Source organism: Actinomadura gamaensis (assembly GCF_042652125.1).
GTDB classification, from domain to species: Bacteria; Actinomycetota; Actinomycetes; order Streptosporangiales; family Streptosporangiaceae; genus Spirillospora; species Spirillospora gamaensis.
This window is the reverse complement of sequence record NZ_JBHSIT010000019.1, coordinates 69,163-85,350: the sequence shown is the minus strand read 5'-3', so window position 1 is coordinate 85,350 and position 16,188 is coordinate 69,163. Positions and strand designations below refer to the sequence as shown.

Below are 16,188 nucleotides of genomic sequence, written 5' to 3'. Positions count from 1 at the left end.
CAGGAGAAGACACAGGACCAGCGATCCGAGCGTCATCAGAACATGACAGGCAGCACGCAACACACTCTCCAGTGGGCAGGGAGACTTGGGGTGAGCCTTTGCTTGGCTTCCGCTGAGCGAGCCGTCAATGTAGCGTTCAGCTAACGTTCAGAGAAGGGGCAGGTGATCTTCATTTTTGGCCACTTGGTGCCAACCCCGACGACGGCTGCACTCTCTGTCACATTCGCTTCACTCGGGGTTATGGCGCCGCCTGTTCCTGTGCCGCAAGGGGCGACGACCCAACTCTCTCCGGGGAGCGTCGTACAAGTTACGGTTCCAGAGGGATTCGTGGCCAACGGGTGGGCGCTCGAATCGCCCGCGCTTCTCAAGGCAGGCGTCTTCAGATTCGAATACCCGAACTTGGTGGCCATGGCGATCATTCGGTGTGACGCGAGGGCCGGCACCTATCCCGTGGATGTCGCTCCTGATGCGGACCACCGCACCACGCCCGTTCACTGGGCGAATATCAACGTGCGGGAAACCGGTGACGCAGAACGCCGAACCTGCGCCGACCAGGTCAAGAAGATTCCTCCGTTCCCAAGGGAGGAGAACTGGCCTCCCACGTCTCCTTGGCCTCAGAGCGAATGGGATGTGCGCACCTTCCGCCCTGGGAGCGTCGTCACAGTCACCGACAGTGACGACGAAGGATTTACCGGAAGAATAGAAGTGCGTTCGAAAGGTTTCGTGAACGCCGCAACGTTGCACGGGGCGAAGGCGACCGCGATCGGGAAGGTGAAGATCAGGCCGGATGCAAAACCGGGCCTGTACGAGGTCTACCGTAGGCGTCGTGGCGAGAAGACCAGTGACGATGGCCTTTGGGCGCGGTACCGAGTCGGCGAGCCCCGACAGGCCAACTCCGCCCCTCCCGTTCAGCTCAAGCCGACCGCCACTGCAAGCAGTCTCTCCTCTTCGGAGCGCAAGGGAACTGGACTATTCCCGTTCTCTACGATCTACTGGGCAATCCCTGCTCTCATTGTGCTGACGTTCGGTGTATGGAGTTTCCGACGCTGGTTGCGCAGAAAAGGGAGCGCCTAGGTGCAAAGTTCTCAAGACGGCTCCGGGGAGGATACTTTGTTGAGCCTTCAGTGGCTGCAAGAGGGGCCGTACAGGACCGTGGTCGGCATCTTCAGTTTCTACAACGGCATCGCATTCAGCGGCGAGGCAATGTCCCCGCCGCAGGGGGCTGACCCAACCCGCACCCCTCGATGGCGCCGCCGCCCGCACCGATCGCGGCGCGGCGGTCGCCTTCGGACAGCCCTCTTGGTTGTCGGGCACACGTCCAGGCTCGGCGTCCAGGACGGCGCCGACCGCTGAGCGAGGAACAGCGGCCCGCGGCTGCGGCCGCCGATCAGACGGGGCAGGAGACCGCGGCCGCTGACCCTACGCCCGGCCCGGTGACGACCAACCCCGACAGCGCCATCAGCACCTAGCCGGACCACCGTCACATGAGTGACGCCACCCGCTGCCTCCAGAGTGACGGTCTCGCTGTCACAAATCTGACGCTCAACACCTCTTGAGATCACACCTTGTTGTCGGCAGATTTATTGTCCGTGGTTCTGGCGGGATTATTTCCCGGTGGCCTCTGCCTGGGGCGAGGGCGGCGTAGGCGGTGGAGCGGCCGATCTTCAACGTGCGGGCCGCCTGGTCACTGACTTGCCGTCTTCGCGGACCAGGCGGCGCAGCGTGTCCGGCTCGGCCGGGCACAGCACGCGAGGGCGGCCAGTGCGCTGCTTGCCGGGCAGCATCCGGCCTTCGGCCTGGCCGCGCTTTGCGGCGGCGATCCCTCGGCCTGGCGTTCGGCGCGCAGCTTCAGCTCGTACTCGGCGGCCGCAGCCAAGACCGCGAACATGAACCGGCCCTCCTTGGTGTCCAGGTCGAAGTTCTCGGTCAGGTACACGACCTTCACCCCGCGCTCGCACAGCTCGGTCACCGTGGTCAGCACGTGCCCGGCGCTGCGGCCCCACCGGTCAAACTTCCAGACCTTCAACGTGTCCCCAGCCTGCGGGCGCGGCAGCAGCGCCTCCCATTCGGGCGCGCCACCCCGCGCTTACCTGACTCCTTCTCAGTCACCAGCTCGTCATAGCTGCTGGCCTCCAGCGCGTCGAGCTGAAGCTGCGGGTTCCGGTCACGCGTGGAGACCCGCGCATACGCCCACACCGTCATGGCGGCTCTCCGGCCGGTGTCCAGGAATTTGTACCTTTCTGGACGCCCTGGCCATCTGGGCGAACGCCGTCCAGAAACCCCCGTCCAGAAAGTAGGTGCGTTCTGGACTGTGCCTAGCGCATCGCCTCTTTGATCGCCAACGGCGGCAGAACCCAACTGGGGCCAGTCAAGGTCGACTCTTCCCACCTCGGTTCCAGCTACCGGCCGGGAAATCCGGCCAGCCACGCCCTCCGTAGTCCTGAATGGGTGGCGGCGACTCCAGCGGTCAAGCCAGCTCACCCGACGAGCACCGCGACGGACGGTCGCGGCTAAGGTCCGGTCCGCTTAGGGGCGAGAGACGCAAGAAGGCGAGACATCGCCAGCCTGGACGGGTGCGGCGAGTAGCTGGCCCCGTGCCGTGGTCAGCGGCCTTTGAGGTCGTGGACCAGGCGGTTGGCGGAGGCGTGGTCGGGGGTGCCGGTGATGACGACCTTGCCGTCGGTGATGGGCATCTCGACGCGCGGGGCCGTGATGAGGCGGTTGGAGACCACGAAGGCGACGTCGCGTCCCACCGTGGCGCGGGTGAGCTGGGCGAAGGCCTTGCGGTCCGACGGGCGGAGCGTGACCGCGACGTCGTAGGCGCTGCCCGAACGGCCGCGCTGGACGCGCAGGTCGGAGACCTTGCGGATCGCGATGCCCTGGGCGAGCTGGTAGCAGACCAGGCCCGTGGTGGTCTGGCCGGTGACGCCCTGGGTGCCCGCGGGGCACTGGCCGGGGCTCGTCTGGGTGACCGGGAAGACCTGGAGCGGCGCGGCCAGGGTCACCGGACGGTCCCGCATCGAGTTGGCGATCAGGCCGCCGGTCACGGCGACGGCGGCGATCAGGATGCCCAGCGTCAGGATCATCGTGACGAGCGCGGCGCGGTGTTCGCGGACGGCCTGCTCCCGGCCGTCCTGCCTGGCGCGTCCGCCCCGGAGTTCGGCGCGGCTGCGCTTGACCTCGGCGGCTTGGCGCTGGCGGGCGATGGAGCGGGCGCGGCGGCGGGCGTCGGGGTCCTCCGCGTCCTGGGCGTCGGGGTTTAGGCGCAGGGTCGTCCTCGAGGTGGCCAAGCCGCCCTCGCCCTGGGCGCCGGAGGACGCTGCGTCTTCGGCATCGGAGGGCTTGCCTGCTGTCCCGGAGGACGAGGAACTTTGGCCGGCTGGGGACGCGGCCTGGGAACTCGCCGAAACGGAGGGCTGCTTTTCGGCGGACGGCGTTTTGCGGTGACGGTGCTTCTTGCGGGAACCACGGCCGAAAAGCCGCTTGGGCTCGTCCGATTCCTCCGCCGGCTGGGGCGATGCCTCGGTTGCGCCGTCCTCGGCCAGGTCGTGTGACTCGGCGCTGGCGGCGGACGCGTCCAGGGTGCCCGCGGCGTCGGGCAGCCTCTGGGTGGTGGACGCGGCCTGGGGCTTGGAGGAGTCGTGCCGCCTCGGGCTCGGGGCGGGCGCGGGGGAGGGCTGTGGCTGGCTGCGGCCCGATTCGCCTGGGATCGCGGTCGGGTTGGTGTGCGGCTCAGTGGGGCCGGACGGCGTTGGGCTGGAGGCGGAGTCCACTTCGGCGACCGCGGGCGGCGGCGCAGCCGGCTCGGACGGCGACGGGGCGTTCTCGCCGAAAGCGGTCGCGGCTTGGAGGCGTTCCAGGCGCTTGCGCTCGCGGCGGCCCAGTTTCTGCGGAGGCAGCGGGGAAGTGGCAGGTACCGCGGGACGGGCCGGGGTTGCCTCGTCAGAAGGGGACGATTGGGGGACGTCGAGGATCTCCGTGCGATGGCGGCCTTTTCGGGCGCGCTCGGGTGCGGGATCGGCGGACGTGTCCTGACGATCCTTGCTGCGGCGCGGAACGACCCGCATCGTCACCTCCCCGACAGTTGATCTCCAAGTCTTGCAGGAACGGGCCCGCTGATGCATCCCTTGACAGGCCCAAGGTCGTGACACGAGCGAAACCGGCCATGAACACGTGAGTAAAACCGGCCCGGTCCGGCGTTCAAATTTGGCTCCGGGAGACAAAAAACCGAGGACCGGCCGTGCGGCACGGCCGGTCCTCTGAGGCGGGAATCGCGTCGGCGGTCAGTCGACCCGCCAGGTGTCGCCGCTGCCCAGGAGGGCGGCCAGGTCGCCCTTGCCCTGGGTCTCGACGGCCTCGTCGAGCTGGGCGCGCATCAGTTCGTCGTAGGACGGGCGGTCCACGTTGCGGAAGATGCCGATCGGGGTGTGCTCGAAGGCCGGGGAGTCCAGCCGGGACAGGGCGAACGCCTGGGACGGGTCCGGGTCGGACGCGTCGTGCACGGCGATCTCGGACGGGTCGACGTCCGCCGTGTTCACCACCTCGAACGCGCCGGTCCGGGTGCGGCGCAGCGCCTTCTGGCCCTCCGCTCCGAACACGATCGGCTGGCCGTCCTCGAGGCGGATGGTGATGTCGTCACGCACGGACGGGTCCTTCAGCGGGTCGAACGCGCCGTCGTTGAAGATGTTGCAGTTCTGGTAGATCTCGACGAGCGCGGTGCCGCGGTGCTCGGCCGCCGCGCGCAGCACCGACTGGAGGTGCTTGCGGTCGGAGTCGATCGTCCGCGCCACGAAGGTGCCCTCGGCGCCGATCGCCAGCGAGAGCGGGTTGAACGGGGAGTCCAGCGAGCCCATCGGGGTGGACTTGGTGATCTTCCCGGTCTCGGAGGTGGGCGAGTACTGGCCCTTGGTCAGCCCGTAGATCCGGTTGTTGAACAGCAGGATCTTCAGGTTGACGTTGCGGCGCAGCGCGTGGATCAGGTGGTTGCCGCCGATCGACAGCGCGTCGCCGTCCCCGGTGACGACCCACACCGACAGGTCGGGGCGGGACGTGGCGAGCCCGGTGGCGATCGCCGGGGCGCGGCCGTGGATCGAGTGGAACCCGTAGGTGTTCATGTAGTACGGGAACCGGGACGAGCAGCCGATGCCGGAGACGAAGGTGATGTTCTCCCGGCGCAGGCCGAGCTCGGGCAGGAAGGACTGGACGGCCGCCAGGATCGCGTAGTCCCCGCAGCCGGGGCACCAGCGGACCTCCTGGTCGGTCTTGAAGTCCTTCATCGTCTGCTTGGCGTCGGTCTTCGGCACCAGCGACAGGGCCAGCGGCCCGCGTCCTGCGCCGTTGGCCGCGCCACCGCCGTGGGCCGCGCCATCGCCGTGGGCCACGCCACCGCCGTTCCCGGCAGCCGCGCCGTTGCCGCTGCCGTTACCGGTGGCCGCGCCGTTGCCGTTGAGCTCACTCACTGTCGATCACATCCTGGATGACTCCCGCGAGCTCCTCGGCCTTGAAGGGCAGGCCGCGCACGCGGTTGTAGCTGACGACGTCGATGAGGAACCGGCCGCGCAGGAGCAGGGCGAGCTGGCCGAGGTTGATCTCCGGCACCACGACCTTGTCGTAGGAGCGGAGCACCGCCTCGGTGTTGGCCGGGAACGGGTTGAGGTGCCGCAGGTGCGCCTGCGCGATCTTGCCGCCGGCCTTCCGGACGCGCCGGACGCCCGCGGAGATCGCCCCGTACGTGCCGCCCCAGCCGAGCACCAGCACCCGCGCCTCGCCGGACGGGTCGTCCACTTCGAGGGGCGCGACGTCGCCGGCGATGCCGTCCACCTTGGCCTGCCGCAGCCGGACCATCAGGTCGTGGTTCGCCGGGTCGTAGGAGATGTTGCCGGAGCCGTCCGCCTTCTCCAGGCCGCCGATCCGGTGTTCCAGACCTGGCGTTCCGGGCACGGCCCACGGACGCGCGAGCGTGTCGGGGTCGCGCTTGAACGGCTGGAAGTCCTCCTCGCCGGGCTGGGCGAAGGACGGCTCGATCACCGGCAGCGAGTCCACGGACGGGATGTTCCAGGGCTCGGAGCCGTTCGCGAGGTAGCCGTCCGACAGCAGGATGACCGGGGTCCGGTACTTCACCGCGATCCGGGCGGCCTCCAGCGCGGCGTCGAAGCAGTCCGACGGGGAGCGCGGCGCGATCACCGGGACCGGGGCCTCGCCGTTGCGGCCGTACATGGCCTGCATCAGGTCGGCCTGCTCGGTCTTGGTGGGCAGGCCCGTGGACGGCCCGGCCCGCTGCACGTCGATGACCAGCAGCGGGAGCTCGGTCGCGACCGCGAGGCCGATCGTCTCGGACTTCAGCGCGATGCCCGGGCCGGACGTGGTCGTCACGCCGAGCGAGCCGCCGAAGGACGCGCCGAGCGCCGCGCCGACCGCGGCGATCTCGTCCTCGGCCTGGAACGTCCGCACGCCGAACCGCTTGTGCTTGGACAGTTCGTGCAGGATGTCCGACGCCGGAGTGATCGGGTAGGAGCCCAGGAAGACCGGCAGGCCGCTGCGCTCACCGGCCGCGACCAGCCCGTAGGCGAGCGCGGTGTTGCCGGTGATGTTGCGGTACAGGCCGGGCTCGTGCTCGGCCGGCTTGATCTCGTACTGGACGGAGAACGCCTCGGTGGTCTCGCCGTAGGACCAGCCCGCCTGGAAGGCCGCGATGTTGGCCTTCATGATCTCGGGCTTCTTGGCGAACTTCTTCTCCAGGAACGCGACCGTGCCCTCGGTGGGGCGGTGGTAGAGCCAGGACAGCAGCCCGAGGGCGAACATGTTCTTGGCCCGCTCGGCGTCCTTCTTGGAGATGTCGAAGTCCTCGAGCGCCTTCACGGTCATCGAGGTGAGCGGCAGCGCGTGCACCCGATACTCGCTGAGCGACTCGTCCTCGACGGGGTTCGCGGCGTACCCGACCTTGGCCAGGTTCCGCTTGGTGAACTCGTCGGTGTTGACGATCAGGTCGGCGCCGCGCGGGAGGTCGCCGAGGTTGGCCTTGAGCGCCGCCGGGTTCATCGCGACGAGCACGTTCGGCGCGTCGCCGGGCGTCAGGATGTCGTGGTCGGCGAAGTGCAACTGGAAGCTGGACACGCCGGGGAGGGTGCCGGCCGGGGCGCGGATCTCGGCCGGGAAGTTCGGCAGGGTCGACAAGTCGTTGCCGAACGCCGCCGTCTCCTGGGTGAAGCGGTCACCGGTCAACTGCATGCCGTCGCCGGAGTCACCGGCGAAGCGGATGATGACGCGGTCGAGTTGCTGGACCTGTTTGGTCACAGAGGAAGACCTCCTCGACGCGCAGCGCCCGTCCCGGGGGAGGCACCCGGGATCGTGGCGCTACTTAGGCTTACCTTCATCGTATGTCCGGGCTCTTGTGGATCGGTTGGGGACCGCCGAGCCCGTGCCCCGCCATTCCAGGCTTGCACCAAGGTCGGGGCGGTGATGTCGCCGTCGTGCTGCGGTACGGGATACGGACCGTTCCTATCCGGACGACGTCCGCCCGGGGCGCCGGGTTCGGCGTCCGGTCCGGCCGGTCGCGGTCAGCCGCCTTTACGGACGGCCGGACGGAGGGTTCGCGGCCGTTCGGAGCGGGGTGGCGTACCGCGGGGCCGGGCCGTCCGGGGTGGGCGGCCGGCCCGTCAGGAACGACGTCGACACAGGTAGCCGGCCAGTCGGCAGTAGTCGACGTGGCGTCGCCGGACGAGGACGGCGCGTCGGGGACTCTCCGGGGGCACGGGTTTCACGCCACGCACTATAAGCAGCGGCTTGCGGCCCCGGCCCCACCGCCCCTCCCCGGAACGACCCTTGTGTCCCAGCTCACGACCCCTGTCGCGAACGGCCCGGTCTTCCTCTCGGGTGACGATCCCCCGCCGGTCAGGGGCGGCTCTTGGGACGTTTCCGGTCGAGCTGCGCGAGCAGTTGCGGAACGCGCGACGCCGAAACGGCCTCGCCGAGCACGCGGGCGCGTGCTTCGTACGGGTGCGCGCCGGGGTCGTCCAGCGCCGATCGCATCCACGACCGCCATCCGGGACTCGTCACGCTGCACCGCAGCACGAGCGAGCCGTTGGCCGGGACGGCGCCCGACCCGGCGCACGTGCCCAGCGTCCGGCCGTCCGCCAGGATCGTGACGAGCAGCGCGGCCCGCGCGCCGTCCGGCGGCGAGCCCGGCCGGACCAGCGTCGCCGGAACGCTGACCGTGCAGCTGTCCACGTTCTGGTCGCAGTTGAGGAAGCTCAGCTTGCCCGGACGGAACCGCAGCGCCGGATCGGCCGCGCCGCCGAGCGCCGCGACGCGTCCGCGCACCTCACCGAAGACCTTTGTGGCGTCCGTCACATCGGAGACGCTGAACACGGGCTCGTCCCCGCCCGCCGCCTGGACCTTGAGCAGCGCGTTCGGCGCGTCCACCCCGACCAGGTAGTCCGCGCGCGGCGTCTTGACCCGGTACGCCCGCACGCCGCCCACAGTCTCCGTGGACGGCTTGGACCGCGCGGACACGAGCCGCTTGGCGATCGAGTCCGGCGCGAAGACGGCCTTCACGTCCACGCCGGGCAGGTTCGCGGGAGCCTTCGTCCAGCGCCCCGCATAGTCGGCGGCGTGCTCGGTCTCGCCGCCGAAGTTCTTCCAGAAGGAAGCGGCGGCCTTCAGATAGGTGTCGCCACCCGCCGCCACGACGTCCGCGTGCTCGGCGCCCGCCGTGAGCGACCCCGAGGCCGCGCCGCCGTCGAGCACGGTCAGCTTGAGGTGGACGGGCCGGTCGTTGCTCCGGATCGTCCCCTCGTAGTGCAGGCCGGACACACCCACCAGCCGCTGCCGCGCCGCCGCGGCCCACGGCGCGGTGGCCTGCGGTTTCGCGTGGCCCCGCTTCTTCTCCGCCCGGCCCTCGGTCAGCGCGAACGCCGCCAGCGTCAGCGTGATCGCCACCACCGCCGACCCGGCGATCAGCAGCGGCGAAGGCACCCCCAGCACGCGCTTCCAGTGCTTCCGGGACGACGCCTCGGCGCCTTCCCCCGCTCCGGGCGGCCCCGAACCCTCCGCCCGGGCCTCCGGACCTTCGGGAGGACGCTCCTCAGCGGACGCTTCCACGGGGGGAGAAGGGGGTGCGGGGGAGGTCCCCTCCTGCTTGGAACTCACGCAGCGCTCTTCCTGCCGACGACCGGTCAACAACAAAGAGTGCCGGACGAGCCGCGATGCCGCAGCCCGTCCAGCACTCCACCCGCCGCCTCCGGCCCCCGCGAGGGCCTACTCGGAGTCCAGGTTCCGCTGGAGGGACTGGACGTCCGAGGAATTCAGAGCGAGCGTGATCGCGTACGGGGTGACCCAAACCCGCTGGTAGTTCTTGCCGGTCCGCGCCCATTCGCCGCCCGAGATCGTGCACTGGACGGAGACGTCGTCATACGAGGTGACGGTTCCGGTGTTGGTGCAGTCGCCGAAGTACTTGCCGCCGTCCTGCTTCTCGGTGAGGCGGAAGGTGACCTTCACGGTCAGCGAGGGGGCGGTGCCGCGGGTGGTCCAGACGTCGGCCTTGACGACGCAGGGGTCGCCGAAGGTCTTGCAGCTGACGAACTGGGCCTTGCCCTGGATGCGGGCGGTGTGGTCGGAGTCGATGGCGTCGGTGAGCTGGCCCATCTGGGCGCGCATGTCGCTGACCGCCGGGGCGGCGGCGCCGCCGGACAGCGGGGTGACGTCCGCGCTGACCTTCGGATAGCTGCTCTCGTAGCGCAGCAGCTGCGGGTCGCCGTCGGCGGTCAGGTAGAAGCTCGTCCCGATCGCGGTGACCTTGATCGCCTTCTTGCCCTGCGCGGTGGTCTTGACCACCGACAGGTGGTACTTGCTGTACCGGCGCATCTGGTCGGCCAGCGCGGTCGGGGTGAGGTTCTCCTTGAAGTCGACCATGAGCTCGCTGGAGCTCAGCGCGCCCCACTGGTCGCCGTCCTTGAGCATCCCGGAGTTGACCGTGGAGGTGAACTTGCCCGACCAGTACGACTTGGGCGCCTTCACGAACAGCTTGTCGTCCGCGGAGATGAAGGTGATGTTGTTGCCGCCCCAGGTGACCGGGCCGTAGGCGCGGCCGCCCTTGGTGACCTTCATGTCGCCGCTCAGGGTGTCGGAGGTCGAGCCGACGGTGCCCTTGTAGTCCAGGACGCGGGCGCCCGCCACGGCGTCCGCGGCCTTGGCCAGCCGGTCGGCGGGCTTCTCCCCGCTGTTGCTGACCACCACCACGACGACCACGATCACGATGATCGCGACGAGCAGCACCGCACCGCCGACGAGCGCGGCGATCAGGCCGCCCTTGCCGCCGGACTTGGCGGGCGGCGGCATTCCCGGGCCCGGCGGCATGCCGGGACCGGGCGGCATCCCCGGGCCGGGCGGCGGGCTGTAGAACGGCGGCGGCGTCTCGGGGGCGCCGTAGCCGGGCGCGCCGGGGTACCCGGGCCCGCCCGCTCCACCGGGACCTCCCTGGCCCTCGGGCGGCGGGGGCGGCCAGGAGGGACCGGCCGGGGGGTCCCATCCGGGCGGTGGCGGCGGAGGACTGCTCATCCGGTCACATCCTTCCAGGTCACATGACCTCAAATGCCTGTCCAGTGTGCAGCAAAGATCGGGGCGTGTGATCCCCGGGCCCCCAATTGGTGGGCAATTGTGAGGTTCGAGTTATTCGTCGGCAAGATCGCGTTGCATCCGCGGCACGTCCTGGTCTCCGAGCGCCAGTTGGAAGGCCGTCGTGTAGACCCACACGGTCTGGTAGTCGCGCCCGTGCGCCGCCCATTCGCCGCCGGACACCGTGCACTCCAGCGGCTGCGACCGCCCCACCGGGACCACCCCCGTCGCCTGGCAGTCGCCGAAGACCTTGCCGCCCCCGTTCTGCTCGGACGCCAGCCGGAAGTACGCCTTCACCCGCGCCGGTCCCGGCGAGTTCTCGTCCGGCTCCACCTTCACGCTGACCGTGCAGGGCTGGCCGAACGTCGCGCAGCCGGTGAACTCGGGCTTGGCGGCGATCTTCGCCTGCCGGGACGCGTCGAACGCGTCGCCGAGCCGTCCCATGTCGGCCATCAGGTCCGCGACGGCCGGGGGACCCGCGGACGCCGGCCGCGCGGTGACGTCGGCGGCGATCGTCGGAGAGGTCAGCTCGTAGCGCAGCAGTTCGTGGCTGCGCGTCCGGGAGATGAAGAACCCGGCGTCACCCGCGTTGATCCTGACAGCCTTGCGGCCGCGCGCGAAGGTGTCCGAACGCGTCGTCCGCTGGCCCGCATAGCGGCGCATCAGCGCGGCCATGGCGGGCGGCGACAGCGCGCCCTTGAAGTCGATGCCGAGTTCGCCGGGGTCGATGGATCCCCAGTAGTCGCCGTCCGGCAGGAGTGCGGCGTCCGTTTTGCCCACCTGCATACGACTCACCCAGGCCGATTTCGGTTCCTTCAGGAACAGCCGGCCGTCTGCGGCCAGCAGGGTCGCGTCGGTGCCGTCCCATGTGACCGGACCGTAGGCGCGTCCGCCCTTGGTCACCTTCAGCGTCCCCATGAGCGTCTGCGTGGACGAGCCGATCGCCCCGGAGTAGGTGAGCGCGCGGACGTCCCCCAGCGCGGACGCCGCCTTGAGCAGCGTGTCGCGCGGCGACTCCCTCTCGTTCTCCTGGACGGTCAGGACGATCGCCGCGGTGGCGAGCCCGAGCAACACGACGGTCGCCAGCGCGATCCCGACGATCAGACCCGTCGGACGGCGCCGCCGCCGCGGCGGTGGCGGTGGCGGAGGTGGAGGCTGGGGCGGCGGGTAGTACGGCCGCCGTTGCGCCCCTTCCCAGCCCTCGGGCCCGGACGGAGGTTCCCAGCCGGACGGCGAAGTGCCCATGGCGATCACATCCCCTCCGGCCACCGCGCTCTCGCCGCACGCACCGGAATGCACCGCAACACGGTGGTTTCACCTCCAACGTGAGGCGAAGGATCCGTTTTGTGAACCCACCACATGCGGGGGCCTCGCTACGCCTCCCGCCGGACCCGGTCGGGGATACTTGACGGGACCCGGCCCCGGAGGAGCCCGTGCAGGACTATTTCCACGCCTACGGCGTCGTCGCCACGCTGCTGGTCGTCGGCGGAGCACTCGTCGGCGGCGGCCTCGCCGCCAACCGGATGCTGCGTCCGAGCCGTCCGACCGGTGAGAAGCTGACCACCTACGAGTGCGGGGTCGACCCGGTCGGTGAGGGCTGGGCGCAGTCGTACGTCCGTTATTACGTCTTCGCCTACCTCTACGTCGTGTTCGCCGTGGACGCGGTGTTCCTCTTCCCCTGGGCGACCGTGTTCTCCGCGCCCGGCTACGGCGCGACGACGCTGGGGGAAATGTTCGTCTTCCTGGCCTTTCTCGCTGTCGGCCTCGCGTACGCGGGCAAGAAGGGCGTGCTGTCGTGGGTGTGACCGGAGGGACGCGCCCGTGAGTCCGGGCGGCGAAACGCCCGCGTGGATCTGAGCGACGGAACGGACGTGGGGAACAATGGCCGCATGAGCGCCGTGGATCTTCCGCCGCCCAGCGTCGGACCGCTGTCCCGGCTCGCGCCCAGGCCGGTCCGCTTCGTCCTCAACTGGGGCCGCCGGTACTCCCTGTGGGTCTTCAACTTCGGCCTCGCCTGCTGCGCCATCGAGTTCATCGCGACCTCGATGAGCAGGCACGACTTCATCCGGCTCGGCGTGATCCCGTTCGCGCCCGGCCCGCGGCAGGCCGACCTCATGGTGGTGTCCGGGACGGTCAGCGACAAGATGGCCCCGGCCGTCCGCCGCCTGTACGAGCAGATGCCCGAGCCGAAGTACGTCATCTCGTTCGGCGCGTGCTCCAACTGCGGCGGACCGTACTGGGACTCCTACTGCGTCACCAAGGGCGTCGACCAGATCATCCCGGTGGACGTGTACGTGCCCGGCTGCCCGCCGCGTCCCGAGGCGCTGCTGCACGGGATCATCCGGCTCCAGGAGAAGATCGCCGCCGAGTCGCTGGGCGAGCGCTACGACGGCGACGGCTCCGAGCCGGTCTCGCCGCCGCCTCCGCCGCGTCCACTTCCGGCCACGGTTCTGCGCCGTCCGATACAGCCCGCCCCGCCGCCCCCTCCCGAACCCGAACCGGCGCCCGAGCCCGAGCCGCGGTCGGAGCTTGAGCACGGGCCGGAGCCCGGACCGCCCGCGTCCGATGCGTCGGCGACCGCCGAGATCACCACGCCCGTGCCCGTCACGGACGAACCGGACGCATCCACGCCGACCGCGTACATCGACGAGACGCCGACCATCCCCGTGCCTCGCGTCGTCGCTGACGTCCCGGACGCGCCCGCGCCGACCGCGCCGAACGAGACTGTGGACGCCCCGGGCGCGACGCGTCCCCTGGAAACCGCCCCGGAAGACGCCGCCCAGCCCGCACCGGAGCCGGAACCCGAGCCCGGGCCTGCTCCCGAAAGCACCCTCGAACTCGAACCCGCACCCGAGCCCGAGCCCGCGCTCGACGCGGAGTCCGAGCTTGCGCCTGCGTTCGAACCAGAGCCCGCGCCCGCGCTTGAACCGGAGGCCGCGCCTGCGCTTGAACCGGAGGCCGCGCCTGTGGTCGAACCGGAGCAGGCGCCTGAGCACGCGTCGGCGCACGACGCCGATGATGACCACGACCATGAGCACGGCGGCGGGGTTCGGCGGAAGCGCAGGTTCCGGCCCGAGGACCACGATCCGTCGATCATTCCCGGCCTTGCGGACGGCGACGAGGGCGACGACCAGATCGGCAGGACGCGGTGACGCCCGCCGAACTCGCCGAGGCGTGGACGGCCCGGTTCGGCGACGCCGTCGCGCTCGCCGAGAACCACGGCGAGGTCACCGCCGACGTACCCGCCGAGTCCTGGATCGACGCGCTGACGTTCGCGCGGGACGACCTCGGCTGCGCCTTCTTCGACTGGCTCACCGGCGTGGACGAACTGGAGGACGGCTTCTCCGTCGTAGTCCACGTCTACTCGCTCGACCGCAAGCACCACATGCTCGTGCGCACGCGCGTCCCGCGCGAGGACGCGGTGCTCCCGACCGCCACGGGCGTGTTCCGCGGAGCGAACTGGCACGAGCGCGAGACGTTCGAGATGTTCGGGATCGTCTTCGAGGGGCATCCGAACCTCGTCCCGCTGCTGCTCCCCGACGGTTTCGAAGGGCATCCGCTGCGCAAGGACTTCGTCCTCGCCGCGCGCGTCGCCAAGCCGTGGCCGGGGGCGAAGGAACCGGGCGAGTCCGGGCACGGCGCGCCGTCGCGCCGCCGCGTCCGCCCGCCGGGCGTCCCGGACGACTGGGGGCCGTCGCATGCTTGAGGTCGTCGTCAAGCTGGTCCTGGTCGCGGCCGCGTTCGCGGTCCTGCCGCTGCTGGTCGGGCAGGTCGAGCACAAGGTCATGGCGCACATGCAGGGACGGCTCGGCCCGATGTACGCCGGGGCGTTCCACGGCTGGGCGCAGCTGGTCGCCGACGGGGTCAAGTTCGTCCAGAAGGAGGACGTCGTCCCGGCCGCGGCCGACCGGCGGATCTTCAAGCTGGCCCCGGCGGTCGCGCTCGTCCCGTACCTGCTGGTGCTGCTGGTGGTCCCGGTCGGGCCGCACGGGCAGGTCGCGGTCGATCTCGGTCCCGGCGTGTTTTTCGCGCTCGCCGTGATGGGCGTCGGCGTGATCGGCGCGATCATGGCGGGCTGGGCGAGCGCGAACAAGTACTCGCTGCTCGGCGGGATGCGGGTCGCGGCGCAGCTGATGTCCTACGAGCTGCCGATGGTGTTCGCGGCGTCGTCGGTCGCGATGGCCGCCGGGACGCTGTCGCTGCCCGGCATCGCCGAGCAGTGGCGCTGGTACTGGCTGCCGTGGCAGGCGGTCGGCGGCGTGGTGTTCTTCGTCGCGGGACTCGCCGAGCTGCGCCGTCCGCCGTTCGACATGCCGGTCGCCGACTCGGAGATCATCTTCGGCCCCTACACCGAGTACGGCGGGCTGCGCTTCGCGCTGTTCATCCTCGCCGAGTACGCCGGGATCGTCGTGCTGTGCGCGCTGACGACCGTCCTGTTTCTCGGCGGCTGGAAGGGCCCGTTCCTGGACGACCAGCTTGGCTGGCTCTGGACGCTGATCAAGGTGTTCGTGCTGGCGTTCCTGGTCATCTGGCTCCGGGTGAGCTACCCGCGCCTGCGCGAGGACCAGTTGCAGAAGCTCGCGTGGGCGTGGCTCGTCCCGCTGTCGCTGGCGCAGCTCGCCCTGACCGGCGTCCTCAAGGTCGCCTTCGGCTGACCCGCCGCTTCGGCCGATCCGCCGCTTCGGCCGATCCGCCGCTTCAGCTGGCCCGCCGCTTCGGCCAATGCGCCGCGCGCGCCGACCGGACGTTCGGGCCTAGTCGAGGAAGATCGCGTACTCCTTGAGCTTGGGCGGCAGCGCGGGCGGAAGGTCGACGTCCACGGCGAGCTCCTCGACCGAGATGAAGCCGCCGTGCTCGTCCCGGTGCCGGACGATCCGTTCGACCAGCTCCGGCGTCATCCCCGGCAGCGTGCCGAGGGCGCGGGCGGACGCGTGGTTCACGTCGACCAGGCCGCCGTCGTCGTAGGTGCGCGGCAGGTCGGGACGTCCGATGCCCAGCTCGTGCGCGAGCGCCGGATCCTCGGCGGCGAGGCGGCGCGCGTCCGCCCGCAGCACCCGCCGGTACTTCGCCACCCGGACGGCGTGCTCGTTGGCCGGGCTGCGCGACTCGCCGCGCGGGAACACCGTCGACCGGACGGCGAACGCGTTGATCGTCCCGGCGATCCAGAGCAGCGTCATCAGGAATCCACCGAGCAAGAACGCCAGCGGATCAGCGAGGCTCCACAGGTAAACGCAGAGGCCGATCCCGGCCGTGTAGGACGCCGCAGCGACCGCGAGCCCCGGCGAGCGGGCCTTCAGCGCGCCGTACAGGAGCGTCGGCGGCGTGCCCCAGCCAAGGGTCGCGAAGGGGATGAAGGCCCAGCCGACACCGCGCGGCACCAGCGGCTGGGGCTGCGGGCCGACGGGGATCGGGGGGCGTCCGGGCGGCAGCGGTCCGTCCGGAAACGGCGGTTTCGAGCCCGGTGTCACGCGGCGCCTCCTCCCTGCCCACCCCCACCCGATCAGACGAACGCCGCGCCCGGCGCGTTCCCCCGCGCCGCCTCGTACGCAATCATGGGGCGCGTGGGACGGTTGCCAG

At 70.5% G+C, this 16,188-nt stretch carries 12 protein-coding genes and 1 pseudogene; 5 read left to right on the top strand and 8 right to left on the bottom strand.

The annotated features are described in order from the left end of the window. Window positions 1-327 precede the first annotated feature (327 nt). Window positions 328-1,074, top strand: coding sequence for a hypothetical protein (locus ACFPCY_RS40980; RefSeq protein ID WP_378264915.1), 747 nt, complete (start codon window positions 328-330; stop codon window positions 1,072-1,074). A 610-nt stretch (window positions 1,075-1,684) separates the two neighbouring features. On the opposite strand, the pseudogene ACFPCY_RS40975 reads toward ACFPCY_RS40980, so the two are convergent. The 7 genes and pseudogenes from ACFPCY_RS40975 to ACFPCY_RS40945 all read right to left on the bottom strand — a co-directional run. Continuing rightward, window positions 1,685-2,059: pseudogene (locus ACFPCY_RS40975) on the bottom strand (recombinase family protein); the annotation flags it as partial. Window positions 2,060-2,603: 544 nt separating this feature from the next. Continuing rightward, window positions 2,604-3,290: a SecDF P1 head subdomain-containing protein gene (locus ACFPCY_RS40970; RefSeq protein WP_378264913.1), complete on the bottom strand. Its 687-nt coding sequence runs from the start codon at window positions 3,288-3,290 to the stop codon at window positions 2,604-2,606. Between the two features lie 993 nt (window positions 3,291-4,283). Continuing rightward, entirely contained in the window at window positions 4,284-5,318 is a 1,035-nt protein-coding gene (locus tag ACFPCY_RS40965) for a 2-oxoacid:ferredoxin oxidoreductase subunit beta (RefSeq protein ID WP_378264988.1), read from the bottom strand. A 133-nt stretch (window positions 5,319-5,451) separates the two neighbouring features. Beyond that, the gene (locus ACFPCY_RS40960; RefSeq protein WP_378264911.1) at window positions 5,452-7,293 is read right to left on the bottom strand and encodes a 2-oxoacid:acceptor oxidoreductase subunit alpha; all 1,842 of its coding nucleotides are present in this window, start codon (window positions 7,291-7,293) and stop codon (window positions 5,452-5,454) included. Window positions 7,294-7,890: 597 nt separating this feature from the next. Then, window positions 7,891-8,982, bottom strand: coding sequence for a LolA-like protein (locus tag ACFPCY_RS40955; RefSeq protein WP_378264909.1), 1,092 nt, complete (start codon window positions 8,980-8,982; stop codon window positions 7,891-7,893). Window positions 8,983-9,255: 273 nt separating this feature from the next. Then, entirely contained in the window at window positions 9,256-10,554 is a 1,299-nt protein-coding gene (locus ACFPCY_RS40950) for a hypothetical protein (RefSeq protein WP_378264907.1), read from the bottom strand. A 111-nt stretch (window positions 10,555-10,665) separates the two neighbouring features. Beyond that, window positions 10,666-11,856, bottom strand: a complete 1,191-nt coding sequence (locus ACFPCY_RS40945) for a hypothetical protein (protein ID WP_378264905.1) — start codon at window positions 11,854-11,856, stop codon at window positions 10,666-10,668. A gap of 188 nt (window positions 11,857-12,044) precedes the next feature. Between ACFPCY_RS40945 and ACFPCY_RS40940 the strand changes: the two genes are divergently transcribed. The 4 genes from ACFPCY_RS40940 to ACFPCY_RS40925 all read left to right on the top strand — a co-directional run bounded on the left by ACFPCY_RS40940 (window position 12,045) and on the right by ACFPCY_RS40925 (window position 15,266). Then, window positions 12,045-12,416 carry an NADH-quinone oxidoreductase subunit A gene (locus ACFPCY_RS40940; protein ID WP_378264903.1) on the top strand — a complete coding sequence of 124 codons (372 nt, stop codon included), beginning with the start codon at window positions 12,045-12,047 and terminating at the stop codon, window positions 12,414-12,416. Window positions 12,417-12,500: 84 nt separating this feature from the next. Then, entirely contained in the window at window positions 12,501-13,763 is a 1,263-nt protein-coding gene (locus ACFPCY_RS43155; protein ID WP_465251254.1) for an NADH-quinone oxidoreductase subunit B, read from the top strand. Further along, entirely contained in the window at window positions 13,760-14,317 is a 558-nt protein-coding gene (locus ACFPCY_RS40930; RefSeq protein WP_378264901.1) for an NADH-quinone oxidoreductase subunit C, read from the top strand. Before ACFPCY_RS43155 ends, ACFPCY_RS40930 begins: the two co-directional genes overlap by 4 nt. Beyond that, window positions 14,310-15,266, top strand: coding sequence for a complex I subunit 1/NuoH family protein (locus ACFPCY_RS40925; RefSeq protein WP_378264899.1), 957 nt, complete (start codon window positions 14,310-14,312; stop codon window positions 15,264-15,266). Before ACFPCY_RS40930 ends, ACFPCY_RS40925 begins: the two co-directional genes overlap by 8 nt. Before the next feature lie 99 nt (window positions 15,267-15,365). Here the strand turns inward: ACFPCY_RS40925 and ACFPCY_RS40920 are convergent, their stop codons facing one another. Continuing rightward, window positions 15,366-16,079, bottom strand: a complete 714-nt coding sequence (locus tag ACFPCY_RS40920) for a ComEA family DNA-binding protein (RefSeq protein ID WP_378264897.1) — start codon at window positions 16,077-16,079, stop codon at window positions 15,366-15,368. Window positions 16,080-16,188: the final 109 nt, after the last annotated feature.